The organism is Leucobacter luti, from assembly GCF_004217175.1.
Lineage (GTDB): Bacteria > Actinomycetota > Actinomycetes > Actinomycetales > Microbacteriaceae > Leucobacter > Leucobacter luti.
Genome location: NZ_SHKI01000003.1, coordinates 66215 through 80314, shown reverse-complemented (window position 1 = coordinate 80314; position 14100 = coordinate 66215). Strand labels below are relative to the sequence as shown.

The 14100-nt window shown below is 69.9% G+C and carries 13 protein-coding genes; 2 read left to right on the top strand and 11 right to left on the bottom strand.

Annotated elements, in window-relative coordinates:
- Positions 1-31 precede the first annotated feature (31 nt).
- Complete coding sequence (gene ccsB, locus EV139_RS03460; protein WP_241988959.1) at positions 32-1006, top strand: c-type cytochrome biogenesis protein CcsB; 975 nt, start codon at positions 32-34, stop codon at positions 1004-1006.
- Positions 1007-1099: 93 nt separating this feature from the next.
- Here ccsB and EV139_RS03455 read toward each other — a convergent pair whose 3' ends face one another.
- Together EV139_RS03455 and ppk2 are read right to left on the bottom strand one after the other, a co-directional pair.
- Positions 1100-1768 (bottom strand): chlorite dismutase family protein, encoded by a 669-nt coding sequence (locus EV139_RS03455; protein WP_130452946.1) that lies wholly within the window; start codon positions 1766-1768, stop codon positions 1100-1102.
- Positions 1769-1834: 66 nt separating this feature from the next.
- Positions 1835-2800: a polyphosphate kinase 2 gene (gene ppk2 / locus EV139_RS03450; RefSeq protein WP_130452945.1), complete on the bottom strand. Its 966-nt coding sequence runs from the start codon at positions 2798-2800 to the stop codon at positions 1835-1837.
- Positions 2801-2983: 183 nt separating this feature from the next.
- On the opposite strand from ppk2, the gene EV139_RS03445 reads away from it, so the two are divergent.
- Complete coding sequence (locus EV139_RS03445) at positions 2984-4477, top strand: helix-turn-helix transcriptional regulator (RefSeq protein ID WP_130452944.1); 1494 nt, start codon at positions 2984-2986, stop codon at positions 4475-4477.
- Positions 4478-4842: 365 nt separating this feature from the next.
- Here EV139_RS03445 and EV139_RS03440 read toward each other — a convergent pair whose 3' ends face one another.
- From EV139_RS03440 to EV139_RS03400, 9 genes are all read right to left on the bottom strand, one after another.
- Positions 4843-5157: a metal-sensitive transcriptional regulator gene (locus tag EV139_RS03440; RefSeq protein ID WP_130452943.1), complete on the bottom strand. Its 315-nt coding sequence runs from the start codon at positions 5155-5157 to the stop codon at positions 4843-4845.
- Between the two features lie 69 nt (positions 5158-5226).
- A complete protein-coding gene (gene rarD / locus EV139_RS03435) occupies positions 5227-6147 on the bottom strand; it encodes an EamA family transporter RarD (RefSeq protein ID WP_130452942.1) in 921 nt (306 codons plus the stop codon).
- A gap of 6 nt (positions 6148-6153) precedes the next feature.
- Positions 6154-6606 carry a GNAT family N-acetyltransferase gene (locus tag EV139_RS03430; RefSeq protein WP_130452941.1) on the bottom strand — a complete coding sequence of 151 codons (453 nt, stop codon included), beginning with the start codon at positions 6604-6606 and terminating at the stop codon, positions 6154-6156.
- 63 nt (positions 6607-6669) lie between these two features.
- The gene (locus tag EV139_RS03425) at positions 6670-7578 is read right to left on the bottom strand and encodes an ROK family protein (RefSeq protein WP_237464541.1); all 909 of its coding nucleotides are present in this window, start codon (positions 7576-7578) and stop codon (positions 6670-6672) included.
- Positions 7575-9167: a glycoside hydrolase family 3 protein gene (locus tag EV139_RS03420; RefSeq protein WP_130452940.1), complete on the bottom strand. Its 1593-nt coding sequence runs from the start codon at positions 9165-9167 to the stop codon at positions 7575-7577. Before EV139_RS03420 ends, EV139_RS03425 begins: the two co-directional genes overlap by 4 nt.
- Positions 9164-10066, bottom strand: a complete 903-nt coding sequence (locus EV139_RS03415; RefSeq protein ID WP_198677438.1) for a carbohydrate ABC transporter permease — start codon at positions 10064-10066, stop codon at positions 9164-9166. The genes EV139_RS03420 and EV139_RS03415 overlap by 4 nt, the downstream gene beginning before the upstream one ends.
- Positions 10063-10983 carry a carbohydrate ABC transporter permease gene (locus EV139_RS03410; protein ID WP_130452939.1) on the bottom strand — a complete coding sequence of 307 codons (921 nt, stop codon included), beginning with the start codon at positions 10981-10983 and terminating at the stop codon, positions 10063-10065. The genes EV139_RS03415 and EV139_RS03410 overlap by 4 nt, the downstream gene beginning before the upstream one ends.
- 64 nt (positions 10984-11047) lie before the next feature.
- On the bottom strand, positions 11048-12394 hold the full coding sequence (locus EV139_RS03405) for an extracellular solute-binding protein (protein WP_130452938.1): 1347 nt from the start codon (positions 12392-12394) through the stop codon (positions 11048-11050).
- Between the two features lie 105 nt (positions 12395-12499).
- Positions 12500-13717, bottom strand: a complete 1218-nt coding sequence (locus EV139_RS03400) for an ROK family transcriptional regulator (RefSeq protein ID WP_198677437.1) — start codon at positions 13715-13717, stop codon at positions 12500-12502.
- Between the last annotated feature and the right edge of the window lie 383 nt (positions 13718-14100).

The following is a 14100-nucleotide window of genomic DNA, read 5'->3' as shown; positions in this document are numbered from 1 at the left end:
CACGCGGCGGATGCGGCTACCCTGAGAAACTGTGCTGAGCGAGCTGGAAACCTTCTCAACGATCGCGCTGTATTCAGCGATGATCGTGTATTCAATTGCCCTCGTGTTTTACGCGGTGGACCTTGCGAACCGCAGCGGCGATGCCGCAGCGGCGGCCCGCGAGGCGGCTCCGGCCGCGGCGGCGGCGGGCGGTGGCGTCGGCACACTGACGCGCGCCCGGGCCGCGACCTCCGCCGTGAAACAGCCCCGGTCGCGGGCGCTGCGCATCGGCTTCTCCCTCACGGTGCTCGGATTCGCGCTGCACCTTGCGGCGACGGTGCTGCGCGGCATCGGTGCCGGCCGCGTCCCGTGGGCAAACATGTACGAGTTCGCACTGACCGCGACCTGCGCGATCATGCTGATCTTCCTGCTGGTGCAGTTCTTCGTGGACCTCCGCTTCCTGGGGACCCTGGTCACGGGCATGGCGGTCCTGTTCCTCGGCGTCACGAAGGTGAACTTCTACGTCGCGATCGTTCCGCTGCAGCCGGCGCTCGACTCGTACTGGCTCGTCATCCACATCCTCGTCGCCGTGCTCGCAGTGGCGTTCCTCACCCTGTCGTTCGGGCTCTCAGTGTTGCAGCTCATGCAGGCGCGCCGCGACGCGAAGATCGCCGCGGGCGAGCCGGGCGGACTGCGCTTCCTGTCGACGATGCCCTCGGCGGTGCGGCTCGAGGACCTCTCGTACCGGCTCGCGATCATCGGCTTTGTGTTCTGGACCTTCACACTGATCGCCGGCTCGATCTGGGCTGAGGCTGCCTGGAGCCGCTACTGGGGCTGGGACACCAAGGAGGTTTGGACCTTCGTGATCTGGGTGCTCTACGCCGGCTTCATCCACGCGCGCGCCACCCGCGGCTGGCGCGGCACGCGCTCGGCGTGGCTGTCGATCATCGCCTACGCCGCGGTGATCTTCAACTTCACGATCGTCAACGTGTTCTTCAAGGGGCTGCACGCCTACTCGGGGCTCTAACCCCCACACGCACGAGTGCCGCCGCGCCCTGTCAGGGGCGCGGCGGCACTCGTCGTTTCGGTGTGCGACGCCGGGCGGCGGCGGGCGCCGCTGCTACTGCAAGACCTCGACGATCTCGGCGGGCTCAATGAAGCGACCCGTGTAGCGGGTGCGCACGTCGGTAATGATCGGCGCCCCGCTCTGGATCGCGCGGACAAGGCCCGTGAGCGCGACCGGGTCGTCTGCCTCCGCAGCGACCAGCCAGCCGGCGTCGGTGAGCCCCGCCGCATCGAAGACGTGCAGGGCGACATCACCGTCGGCGTCGAGCCCCGAGAGCGGGGTCGCGTCTGAAATCTCGGCGGACGCGCACGCGAGCCACTCGGCGGGCTCGCTCGTCCCCAGATCGTCGCCGGGGCCGGGATCAGCGCCGATCGCGCTCCACGCGCGGATCAGTGGACGCAGGAGAGCGCAGCGGCGGAGCTGGCGCAGCGCCCACTGCAGATCCTCGATCTCGGTGCCGTGCAGCCACACCATAAGGTCGGCGTCCGAGCGGAACCCGCTGACGTCGTACCAGCCGCGCACGAACACGCGCTCAGCCGCGAGCGAGGCTGCAACGTCTTCAAGCTCCTGCACGATCTCGGGGACCTCGCGCCCGTCGAGAACAACCGGGTGCGAAGAACTCAGGCGGAACACCGCGAACAGTGAGAACGCGACCTCCCCCGGGGGCGCCGCGTGGGCGGGCTGCTCGATCGGTGCCTGCGTGGGGTTCGCGTCTGCGCTCATACCCTCATGTTCTCGCGCCAACCGCCCTGGCGCAAGCAACCAGAGCGCGCCGGGACGAATCGTGAGCTAAGACAGGGAGACCACGGGAAAGCTGGGCGTCTCGCCGTCGTCATACACGGTCGCCGGCGAGCCGATCACGAGCGGATCCGGCTCGCCCACCACGTCGTGGTCCTTGCCCGGGTAATCGAAGCGTGAGAGCACCCAGCGCATTGCCTCGAGCCGGGCGCGCTTCTTGTCGTTCGATTTCACGACCGTCCAGGGCGCCTGCGGGGTGTCGGTGTAGAAGAACATCGCCTGCTTCGCGGCCGTGTAGTCGTCCCACTTGTCGATGCTCGCGAGGTCGGTGGGCGAGAGCTTCCACTGCTTGACCGGGTCCTGCGAGCGCGACATGAAGCGCTCGTGCTGCTCGGCCTTGCCCACGGAGAACCAGAACTTGATCAGCCGGATCCCGGAGTTGACGAGCATCCCCTCGAGCTCGGGGGCGGAGCGCGTGAACTCGAGGTACTGCTGCGGGGTGCAGTAGCCCATGACCCGCTCGACCCCCGCCCGGTTGTACCAGGAGCGGTCGAAGAGCACGATTTCGCCGGCCGCGGGGAAGTGCTGCACGTAGCGCTGGAAGTACCACTGGGTCTGCTCGCGCTCGGTGGGAACCTCAAGCGCAACCACGCGGGCGCCGCGCGGGTTCATGTGCTCGGTGAATCGCTTGATCGCGCCGCCCTTGCCCGCCGCGTCGCGCCCCTCGAACACGATCATGATCCGCTCGCCGGATTCCTTGACCCACGCCTGCAGCTTGAGGAGCTCGATCTGCAGCACGCGCTTGCGCGATTCGTATTCGGAGCGCGAGATCTTCGTGTCGTAGGGGTATCCCTGGCGCCACGGGGCGTCCGCGCGCGTGTCCGCGGGCTTGCCCGCGTTGCGCAGCTCGGCGATCTCGTCGATCTCGGGGGTGACGTCGATCTGTTCCGGATCCGCCAGCGAGAACTCCTCCGGCTCCGACTCAGAGTTGTGGGGCGTGCGGGGTGCTTCTCCCATGCGGAAACCTTCCAATCGCGTGCCGGGTGGTCCGGATACTTTTCAGTCTACGGGCCGCGGTGACGCCCGGGCGCGTCTCCGCCGGGGGGTCGCTCAATGCGGTGTTTCAGGCGGCAGTGGTTAGGGTGGAAGAAAGGACCAGGCGGCGTGGATTCGGGGGTGGCTGTGCGCAATTCTTCGGCGTTGCGCCAACTCGACGACGCGGTCAGGGAGTTTGAGGCCGCCTGCGCACAGGAACCCATCTCGATTGCGCTCTCGTACTTCGATCAGTACGCGCTTGAAGTGTGGTTCGGCTCGGTTCCGAACCGGCTGCGCGGCACCCTGGGCAACCTCATGGCGCGCGGTGCCCCGGAGAACAGCATCGCCGGCGCGGTGTACGCCTTCCTGCTGGGAGACCCACTTCCCACCACGCTGCGGGGTACCAGGATCGCCGACGCGGTGCTGCCGGAGGCCGAGCCGTTTGCGCGCATGTTTGAGCACCGGCTGCGCGGGCGCACCGCCGAGGCGACGGCCGCCGGCGCGGAGATCATGGCGCGGCGCCTCCATATGCACCCGGTGTTCGACCGCCGCGGGGGCTGGAACCTCTTCCTCTCCGTGCAGCTCGGCACCACCGCGATGCTCGCCGGAGACATGCCCCAGGCGCTCCTGCACTTTGCGGAGGCGCGCATGCACCCGCCCGCTCCGGTGCTGCGGTTCCTGGTGCGTGAAGCGTGCGCGAAGGCTGCGCTGCTCGAGGCGTGCGACGGCGACCCCGGGCTCGCGCGGCAGTACCTCACCGAGGCGCAGGTGATCGAGCGCTCGACCAGTTGGTCGGAGCCCGGCGTCGACGCGATCATCGCGGTCGTCGAGGCAATGCTCGATCCGGATCTGGAGGCGGCCGAGCGGTTCATGGCATCGGTGCAGCTCGGCCAGGTCGGCGAAATGTGGCCGTTCTACGCGATCGCCCGCAACCGGGTACTCGCCGACCGGGGAGCCTACGCGGAGTCCGAGCGGCTGCTTGAACTGCTCGACGGGATGTCGTTCCCGCGCACCCCGGGCGTCGGCTATCCGGGGAGCATCGTCTCCCTGCTGCGGGCGAGCCTGCTGCTCGGCCTCGACAATCCGCGGGGCGCGGAGCCGTACCTCGACGCCGCGGACCCTGAGCTGCCGCGCACGCACCTGATGCAGGCGGTCCTAAGCCTCAATATGGGCCAGCCGCGCCGCGCGCTCCAGCTGATGCTCGACATGCCCGAGCACGGCAGGGAGCTGCGGCAGGTCGCGCTCTGGCGCCACGGCGTCCTCGCCGCCGCCCACCTGCGGCTTGATCAGCACGACGAGTGCAGAAACGTGCTTGAGCGTGCGCTGCGCCTGCCCGGCAGGTTTACTGCCAGAGACGCCCGCGAGTTCGACGACGCGGTGCGCGAATTCGCCGCCACTGAGGTCACCGGGTGGCCCGAGGTGTTCGCCCCCGCGGGCCCGTTCGCGCGGGCCACGGCGGTGACCGGCCGGCACCTCACCGAGCGCGAGATCGAAGTGCTCGCGCTGCTCGCGAGCGGGCGCACGCGCGAGGAGATCGCCGCAACGCAGTTCATCTCCCTCAACACCCTGAAGACGCAGCTGCGCTCGGTGTATCGCAAGCTCGAGGTATCGCAGCGCAGCGCGGCGGTGCTCGAGGCCCAGCGGCGCGGACTGATCTAGCCGTGATCCGCCCCGCGCGCACGCGGGTGAAATCCGGGGTGAAGTGGTCCGTTCAACCGGCGCCGGGTCGTCTGACCTCTGTAGTCTTCAAGTGTCGGTGCTGCTGCCTGAGTCAGGCGAGCGGCGCGACACTGCCGCTGGTCCGGATGCAGTCGGACCCGGCAGGCGCTCTCGGGGGAGGGCGCGTAATAAAACATGGGGACTCTCGCGTGTGAGGTTTGGCACGCGGCCCGGTGGGTGAGGCGGTGGGGACCGCGCGCCCGCCGGGATAGTCCGCTGTGCCGTCGCGCGGGGGCCGCGTGGCGCCCGCTGCCGGTTCTGTGTCCGCGCTCGCGCCCGCTGTCGGTTCTGCGCCCGTGCCCGCGCTAGCGCACCAGCCGCGCGATCGCGGCAGAGGCCTCCGCGAGCTTCTCTGCGGCAACGGCCCCGCCCTCGGCGGCGGCGTCGGACACGCAGTGCCGCAGGTGATCGTCGAGCAGCGCGAGCGCCACCCGCTCGAGCGCTTTGGTCGCCGCCGAGACCTGCGTGAGGATATCGATGCAGTACACGTCTTCCTCGACCATGCGGTGCACGCCGCGCACCTGGCCCTCGGCCCGGCGCAGTCGCTTCAGCAGATCGTCTTTCTGCCCGATGTAGCCGTGCGTCTGGTGCTCACCGGTCTCTGCTGTCACATCGCTCATGCCAGAACCATACACGCGGAAGGACCCCGCCGCGCACCACCGCGGCCAGAGCGCCCGCCGGCGGTGTGATTAGGCGCCGGCGGCGGGCCGGGATCTGCGATCGGCGAGGATCTTTGAGACGCCCCCGACCAGCAGGACCGTCACGGCGGTCCAGATCGCGCCGTAGATGAGCCACTCGCCCGCGCCGATGCGCTCCCCGTTGAGGATCGAGGCGACCACGAGCAGCGCCGGCTCAAGGTAGCTGAGGAGGCCGAAGAGACTCATGGTCAGCAAGCGCGACGCGGAGATGTAGAGCATGAGCGCCACCCCGGTCCAGAGCGCGAACACCGGTGCGGCCCACCACAGGGCGGGGTTCGCGGCCGTCGATTCTCCAGCCGCGAGCTCGCGCACCACACACACCCCGGCGAAGAGTGCGACGGAAACGAACTCCCAGAACATCCCCCCGAGGTTCGCGGTGCCGAGCGAGCGCCGCAACACGAAGTACACGGGGTAGCCGAGCGCGACCAGCAGGGTTTCCCAGGAGATCCCGCCCACTCGGACCAGCTCGAACACCACCCCGACGGCGGCGATTCCCGCCGCGAGCCACTGCCACCACACGAGCCGGTCCCGGTACAGGAACTTTCCGATGATCACCAGCACGAGGGGCAGCAGGAAATAGCCGAGCGCGACCTGCAGCCCGCGGCCGTGCAGCGGCGCCCAGCTGAACACCCAGAGCTGCGCGGAAACGAGGAAGCCGCAGGCGAGGATCCCGAGCGCGAGCACCGGGCGCCGCTTGATCCGGGCGGCGATGTCGGTGACGAGGTGCCACTGGCGCACCGCGAGCAGCGCGAGCGCGATCAGCGGGATCGTGATGAGGTTGCGAATCCCCCAGATCGACTCGGCTGACGCCGGCGCGAGCATCGGGGTCACGAAATACACGCCCGCGAAGGCGATCGAGGATCCGACCGACGCGAGAATTCCGCGCGAAGTGGGAGTGGAGGTGCCGGTCACTCCCGGCTACAGCGTGATCGCGCCAATGACCTCGCCGTACGGGGTTTCCCCGACCGGGACGAAGCCAATGTGCAGGAAGAACTCCTCCGGGCCGTCCTCGCCGCGCTCCCAGAGCACGGTGAGGCGCGAGACGCCGCGGTTGCGCGCCTCGTCGATGAGCGCGTTGACCGCGAAGGTGCCAACACCGGCGCCCTGCGCCTCGGCGTCGACGTTGATGCGCCACAGCGCCGCGCGGAACTCCTCCTGCGTCGCGTCGGCGTCGAAGTGGCCGTGGATGAACCCCACCACCTCGTCGCCATCGAGGATCACGCGCTGCCACGCGGTGTGGGCTGGGGTCACCGCAGCCGCGGCCGCGTAGGACACGGGGGTAATGAACTGCTCCTGGCCAGGCTTCAGACCGAGCGTGTTCACGGCGACGATGGTCGCGGCGGAGAGTTCTTCAAGCCTGAGATCGGTCATACCCCCAGGCTAGCGTCTGCCCGGCTCTTCGCAAGCCCCACGACACGAACGTGACCCTGCGAACTACAGATTCCCGGCGAGCGCCGCGCCCACGGCCGCGGCTGAGGAGTCCGCCGGGAGCACCTGCACCCGAGCACTGAGCTCGAGCTCCGTGAGGAACGGGGAAGTCGCCGCGGCCAGGTCGAGCTCTCCCCGGATCCCGTCGACGAGCGGCGCACCCAGGAGGCGCAGCCCGCCGCCGATCACGACCGTGTGCGGGTCGAGCGCCAGCACGAGGAGGCGCACGCAGCTCGCGGCGCCGGCGACGAGGGCGTCGTACGCCGCGCGCGCCTCGGCGTCGCCGGCGGCGATCGCGCTGAGGAGCACGCGGCCGGGGTGGTCGCCGCCCGCGGGCCAGTACGTTCGCAGCGCGGACCCGCTCGCTACCGTCTCAAGACAGCCCCGCTGGCCGCACGGGCACGGGCGCTCGCGCGGATCGACCGCGAGGTGCCCGATCTCGCCGGCGACCCCGTGCGCGCCGCGCAGCGGAACGCCGTCGACCACGAAGCCCGCGGACAGACCCGTGCCGAGGTTGAGGTAGGCAACGGTGCCCGAGAGCCGCATGAGGTGCGCCGCACCGATCGCCGCCGCCGTCACATCGTTGTCGAGGCTCACGGCGAGGCCGGTCCGGGCGCTCAGCCGCTGCGCGAGCGGGAGCCGGGCGACACCGATGTTGTACGCGTTGCGCACCACCCCGAGCCCGCGATCAACCTGGCCGGGGATCCCGATCCCCACGGAGGCGAAGCCGCTCGGCGCGACCCCGGTCTGCGTCGCGAGCGCCACGATCGCCGACTCCGCGGTGTCGACCACGCCGTCGTCGCCGCGCACGGTGCCGAGCTCGGTGGCGGCGACCACCGTCCCGGCGTCGTCGAGCGCGACGGCGGCGGTTTTCGAACCGCCGATGTCCATGCCAATGCGCAGTGCCGCACTCATGCGCCAGCTCCCTCTGTGATGTGCAGCAGCGCGGCCCCGGCGAGCGCCGAGGAGCCGAAGCTTGCGAGATCAGCGTAGCCGGACGCACCGCCCGGGTCCGCCGGCCACCCCATGTCAACGGTGAACACCGCGTGCCCGGCGGCGCGCAGCGCAGCGATGCCGCCCCGCGCAAACTGGCTGCGGTGCAGATCGCGGCCGATCACGAGGGTGCCGGGGTCAGCCGCTGGGGCGGCCGGGGTCGCCAGAGCGGGCGTCGCCGGAGCGGGCATTGCCGAGACCGCTCCGCCGGGCGCCGGGAGCCACGGCGCGGCGGTCTGCTCGGTGACCGCGACGAGCGGCCGGGCCGTGAACGAGCGCGCGGCGGCGCTGCCCGCCAGCTCGTGCGCCGCGGGCGCGAACGGTCCCCAGGGGGTGTGTCCCACCGCCATGTTTGCCTCGGTGTCGACGCGGAGCACGCGCGCGCCGGGGTGCGCGGCGCACCAGGCGCGCGCGGCGTCGGCCCCGGCGAAGCTGCGCGCGACGCGGTCGAGCTCGGCCGCGCCGGGCGCCGGCGGGGCCGGGATCTCGGCGAGCCCGGACGCGCCGCTCACCGCGCACAGCTCGCGCACGCGCGCCGCTGCCTGGGTGACTCGGGCGGCGTCGAGCCTGCCCGCCGCGACGGCGGCGAGCACGTGGTCCTCAATCGCGCGCAGACCGGCGGCCCCCGTCGCGGTGCCGAGGCACAGCAGGTCGCAGCCGGCGGCGAGGGCGCGCACCGCGGCCTCGGGGATCCCGATCTCGCCGCTCGCGCCGCGCATGTCGAGCGCGTCCGAGACGATTGCGCCGGTGAAGCCGAGGCGCTCGCGCAGCAGCCCCTCGAGGATCGGCCGGCTGAAGGTCGCCGGGCCGCTCGGATCGATCTCGGGGAGCAGGATGTGCGAGGTCATGATGGTGCGCGCGCCCGCGGCAATCGCCGCGCGGAACGGCGGCAGGTCGCGCGCCTCAAGCAGCGCCAGGTCGGCGTCCACGGTCGGCAGCATCAGGTGCGAATCCTGCGCGGTGTCCCCGTGCCCGGGGAAGTGTTTGGGGCAGGCGATCGCGCCGACGCTCTGGAGCCCGCGCACCCACGCCGCGGTGTGGCGCGCGGCGAGCTCGGGGTCTGCACCGAAGCTGCGCGTGCCGATCACCGGGTTGTCTGGGTTGCTGTTGACGTCGGCGTCTGGCGCGAGCGCGAGCGTGAAACCGGAGGCGAGGATGTCCGCGGCGACGCGGCGCCCAATCTCCTCGGTGTAGGCGAGATCGTCGATGCGGCCGAGGATCGCGGCGCCGGGGTAGGGTGCGCCGTCGAGGTAGTGCAGCCGAGTCACCTCGCCGCCCTCCTCATCGATCGCGATGAGCGCGCCGGGGGCCGCCGCCTGCAGCTGCGCGCCGAGCGCATCGAGCTGCGCGCGGTCGCGCACGTTGGCGCCGTACACGCAGGCCGAGAGCAGCCCATCGCCGAGCGCGTCGCACAGCCACTCCGGGGCAACGAAGCCCTCGAAGCCCGGCATCAGCGTTGCGCGCACCGCGCGACGGAGCTCGTCCGCGGCCGAGGGGGCGGCGGTGCTCATCCCTTCACCGCCCCGCTGACGAGGCCGCTCGTCATGCGCCCCTGCACGAACATGAAGAAGATGATCACGGGCACCGCGACGAGCGTCGACGCCGCCATCACTTCGCCCCAGTCGATCGCGCGCGAGGACGACTGCTGAATGAAGCCGCGCAGCCACAGCGGAAGGGTCTGCATGCTCGAGTCCTGCAGGATCACGAGGGCGACGGTGAACTCGTTCCAGGCCTGCAAGAACGCGTAGACACCACTGGCGATCAGCCCGGGAGCGAGGAGTGGGAAGGTGATGCGCAGGAACGCCTGCGTGCGGCTGAGCCCGTCGACCATTGCGGCCTCCTCAAGCTCCGCCGGGATCCCCGCGACGAAGCCGCGCAGCATCCAGATCGTGAACGGCACCACGGCGGCGATGTAGATGATGCTCACGCCGAGCACCGAGTTCAGCAGCCCGATCGAGCCCATGAGCTTGTACTGCGCAATGAACATCCCCTCCGCGGGGAGCATCTGGATAAACAGCACGGCGAGCACGAAGCTGCGGCGGCCCTTGAACCGGAACCGGCTGATCGCGAGCGCCGCGAGGAACGCGAAGATGAGGCAGCACACGACCGCGATCCCCGCGACCGCGAGGCTGATCCCGAGCGCCTGAAAGAAACTCCCGTCGGCGAACACCGAGGCGAAGTTCTTGAACGAGCCGCCGAACGGCAGCAGCGTGGGGGTGGTCTTATCGAGCACCACTCCGGGCAGCAGCGCCGAGTTGAGCATCCAGTACACGGGGAACGCCCACAGGAGCGCCACGACGATGGCGAGGACGCCGAGGAGGATCCGGGGCACCCTGCGCGGCCTCGTCCGGCCGCGGCGGCGCACGACCTCGAGCGGGGCGGTCATGGTGACGGTGTCGCTGCGACTCATGGCTGCTCGTCCTCCTTCACAAGATTGCGGACATAGGCCCAGCTCAGGGCAATAGTGAGCAGGAGCACGAAGATCGACATTGCGCTCGCCATTGCGAAGTCGCTCGAGCCGACGCCGAGCTGGTAGATGTAGGTGCCCAGCACGTCGGTGTCTTTCGCGATCGAGCCGCGATCCTGCAGCAGCTTGATCTGCGTGAACACGCGCAGGTCCCAGATGATCTGCAACAGCATCACGATCCCGAGGATCGGTTTGATCACCGGGATGATGATGAAGCGGAGGCGCTGCCAGGGGCTCGCGCCGTCCATCTGCGCGGCCTCGAGCACCTCACCCGGCATCTGCGTGAGCGCCGCGTACACGGAGAACGCGACGAACGGCACGCTCATCCACACGACGATGATGAGCGCGACGGCGAAGAACGAGAGCGGCTCCTGAAGCCAGTTGTGGCCCTGCGCGGGGAAACCGAGCCCCGAAAGGAGCCAGTTCACAAGCCCGCGGCGCCAGTCGAAGATCCAGTTCCAGATCGTCATCGCCGCAACCACCGGGGTGGCCCAGGCGAGCAGCAGGGCGATCTGGAGCGTCAGCCGAATCCACGTCGACACCGCCTGCATCAGCAGCGCGAAGCCCACGCCCACCACCATCGTCACCCCGGCCGTCACGAGGCAGAACGCCACCGAGCGCGCGACGACGAGCCAGGTGGTGGGGTTGGTGAACAGCTCGATGTAGTTCGAGAACCACACCCACTCCGGCGGTTGCCCAAACTGCTGGGCGAGGCCGAAGTGCTGCATCGAGGTGACGAGCTGCCACACGATCGGGTACCCGAGCGCGAGCAACACGATGAGCGTTGCCGGCAGCAGCAGGGCGTACGGCGTGAGCCGGATCCTGCGCCGTTTCGGTGCGGGTGGGGCACTCGTGGTCATCGCGAGCCTCTCGGAGAGATCGGGGTGCCTGTGGGGCGCGGCGCGGCCGCGCCCCACAGCGCGGTTACTTCTGGTTGAGCAGCGCGTCGAGCTCGGCGTTGGTGTCCTGTGCCAGTTTCGTGAGGTCGTCTGCATCACGGATCTTGGAGAAGAAGCTCTCCATGATGTTCTTCGCCTCAACCGCGGCCCAGCCGGGTGCGGCCGGGGTCAGCTTCGAGTTCGATGCCGACTCGATGAGCGCCTTCGCGAACTGGTCATCGCCGAGCGAGGAGGCGTACTCCTGGTTCGCCGGGCCCAGACCGTTCTCGCCGAGCATCGTCTGGTACTCCTCCGAGTAGATGATGCGCAGCAGCTCCTTGGCGAGCTCCGGCTCCTTCGACGTCGCGGAGATGCCGATGTTCGAGCCGCCAGCGAACACGGGCGCCGGCTTGCCGTCGTTCCCGGGCAGCACGAAGGTGCCGAACACGTCGTCGTTCCACTCGCGGGCGGGCTCGCCGTCCTCGCCGGTGACGAGATCGCCGATCGACCAGTGTGCCCAGCCCGGCGCCATGATGGTGGCTGCCGCGAGTGAGAGGTCCTCGGTGACCTCGCCCTCTTCGTCCTTCACCTCGTCGGAGTCGTTGAGGAACTGGTACTGGTTCGCGTCCTTCGCGTCGTTCGGCGCATTCGAAGCGGTGCGGTAGATCGCCTGGAGCTGCTCCAGGCCCTTGACCGCCTCGGGGGAGTCGAGCGTCGCCACCCACTCGCCGTCCTGCAGCTCCGCGATCTCGCCGCCGTTGGCGAAGATCCAGGAGATGCCGTCGCGCCAGTCCTGGCCGCCCAGGTAGAAGCCGGAGAACTTATCGATGCCCTTCGGATTCTTCTCCGTGATCGTAGTGACCGCGGAGTTGAACTCGTCGAGCGTCTTCGGCAGGGCGACGCCCGCCGCGTCCCACACGTCCTTGCGGTAGAACATGTAGCGCGACCCGAAGTAGTAGGGGAGCGTGTAGTTCTTGCCGTCAACCTCGCCCACCTCAACGAACGAGGGCAGCAGGTTGTCGCCGCCGAGCTCCTCCTTCATATCGCTGATGTCGAGGAACCCGCCGACGTTCGTGAACGTGGGCGACTGCGTGTTGCCCACCTCTGCAACGTCCGGGGTGTTGTTCGGATCCGGCAGCGCGGTCGTGAGCTTCGTGACCAGGTCGCCCCAGCCCTGCTCCTCGATCTTGAGTGTTGCGCCGGTCTCGTCCTTGAACTCGGTCTTGAGGTAGTCGCGGAGTTCGTCCGGGGTGTCGCCTCCGGCGAGCCAGAGGGTGATCGACTTGCCGTCGCCCTCCGCGCCTCCGTCACCCTGAGCCCCCTGGCTGCAGCCGGTGAACAGCAGCGCCGAAGCCACGGCCGCTGCGGTGAGACCTGTGAGCTTTCTCTTCATGGTGTTTTCCTTTCGGTGGGCGTTGCGCGGGGGTGCCGCGCAATGCGGGTGGTGCGATCCGACGGGTGTGGGATCACGGTCTGTGAAGGTCTGGGGGGTGCGGGTTCAGCTGATCCCGAGCTGCTCCTTGAGAACAGTGGCGGTGGCGCCGCGCAGGATCAGGTCTGCGCCCTGCGTGCTCGTGCGCAGGACGAGGTCGCCGTGCGTGTCCGGCATCGTCCGCCTGCGGAGGATGTCGAGGGTCGCCTCGGCGAGCGTGCCGTCGATGAGGTCGAGCGGCCCGGCGAGCACGATCTCGGCGAGGTTGAGCGCGCCCACCACTGGGGCGAGCGCGATCCCGAGGCGCTGCCCGGCCTCGCGCAGCACGCGCGCGCGGTCTGCCGGCGTGTGCGTGGCTCCGGTCGCCGCGGTGAGCGACGGCACCGAAAGCCAGTGCTCTAGCACCTGATCGCGGGAGTAGGGCGCGTCGAGGCCGAGATCGGTGCCGACCATCACCTGGCCGATCTCGCCCGAGGCGAAGCGCGAGCCCACGATCGGGTGGCCGTCGATGACGAGGCCGGAGCCCACGCCGTGCCCGATCGTGATGAGGATGAAGCTGTCGCTCGTGCCGCCGAAGCTGTACTCGGAGAGCGCGGCCACGTTCGCGTCGTTCGCCACCACGGTCGGCAGGCCCGTGTGCTCCGCGAGCAGCTCGCGCAGCGGCAGGCCCTCCCAGCCGAGGTTGGGGGCCGTGCGCACCACTCCGGCATCGTCGACCACGCCGGGGGTGCCGACGCCGACGCCGAGCAGCGGCACGGTTGCCGCGGCGGTGAGCTCGGCCGCGAGGGAGAGCGCGAGGTCGCTCGCGGCGGCGCCCGTCGCACCGGCGCGCTCGACCTCCGCGCGCGAGAGCACCGCGCCGTCGATCGTCACGACCGCGCCGCGCATGGTGAGGTGATCGCTGAGGTCGAGCGCGACGACGGCGAACGCGTCGCGCGCGAGGTCAACGAGGATCGCGGGCTTGCCGGGGCGCGGCGACTCGCGCTGGCCGAGCTCGCGGATCAGGCCCTCCTCGACGAGTTCGGCGACGAGGCCGGAGACGGTGACCTTGGTGAGGCCCGTCGCGCGGGCGACATCGGCCCGGCTGAGCGGGCCGGCGCCGTGCAGCGTCTGGAGCACGAGCGTGCGGTTGTGCTGCTTCGCGCCGCCCGGGGTCGCCTTCTCGCTGGGGCGCATGCCGCGGGTACCGAAGCCGCCAGCACGCGCCGGGGCCCCGGCCCCCGCCCCGCCGGGAGCGGGGGTGGCGGGGAACACCGGATCCCGGGGCGCCGGGGGGTGCGTCATCGCAGCAGTCATGGAAGTTAGTAAAGCTAACGAACTAAATATGCGCAAGTCGAATTTCGGCGAATCGTGCCTCGTGACCGAACTGTGACCCGCGCGCGCCTAGCCGCGCCTAGCCGCGCGCCCGCGCTCATCCGCCCGCCTAAGCGTGCTCGACCGCCCGCCCACGCGCGCTCGTCCGCCGACCCACGCGCGCTCAACCGCCCACCCACGCGCGCTCACGCAGGAGATCCGAACTCAGGCGGACGGATTCGCCCGATTCTCCCCGCCTGAGTTCGGATCTCCTGCGTGAGTTCGGATCTCCTGCGTGAGTTCGGATCTCCTGCGTGAGTTCGGATCTCCTGCGTGAGTTCGGATCTCCTGCGTGAGTTCGGATCTCCTGCGTG

Coding starts and splice junctions, on each gene's coding strand:
- EV139_RS03455 (WP_130452946.1), bottom strand. CDS start 1,768: ATGAGCGCAGACGCGAACCCCACGCAGGCACCGATCGAGCAGCCCGCC.
- ppk2 (WP_130452945.1), bottom strand. CDS start 2,800: ATGGGAGAAGCACCCCGCACGCCCCACAACTCTGAGTCGGAGCCGGAG.
- EV139_RS03440 (WP_130452943.1), bottom strand. CDS start 5,157: ATGAGCGATGTGACAGCAGAGACCGGTGAGCACCAGACGCACGGCTAC.
- EV139_RS03430 (WP_130452941.1), bottom strand. CDS start 6,606: ATGACCGATCTCAGGCTTGAAGAACTCTCCGCCGCGACCATCGTCGCC.
- EV139_RS03425 (WP_237464541.1), bottom strand. CDS start 7,578: ATGAGTGCGGCACTGCGCATTGGCATGGACATCGGCGGTTCGAAAACC.
- EV139_RS03420 (WP_130452940.1), bottom strand. CDS start 9,167: ATGAGCACCGCCGCCCCCTCGGCCGCGGACGAGCTCCGTCGCGCGGTG.
- EV139_RS03415 (WP_198677438.1), bottom strand. CDS start 10,066: ATGAGTCGCAGCGACACCGTCACCATGACCGCCCCGCTCGAGGTCGTG.
- EV139_RS03410 (WP_130452939.1), bottom strand. CDS start 10,983: ATGACCACGAGTGCCCCACCCGCACCGAAACGGCGCAGGATCCGGCTC.
- EV139_RS03405 (WP_130452938.1), bottom strand. CDS start 12,394: ATGAAGAGAAAGCTCACAGGTCTCACCGCAGCGGCCGTGGCTTCGGCG.
- EV139_RS03400 (WP_198677437.1), bottom strand. CDS start 13,717: ATGACGCACCCCCCGGCGCCCCGGGATCCGGTGTTCCCCGCCACCCCC.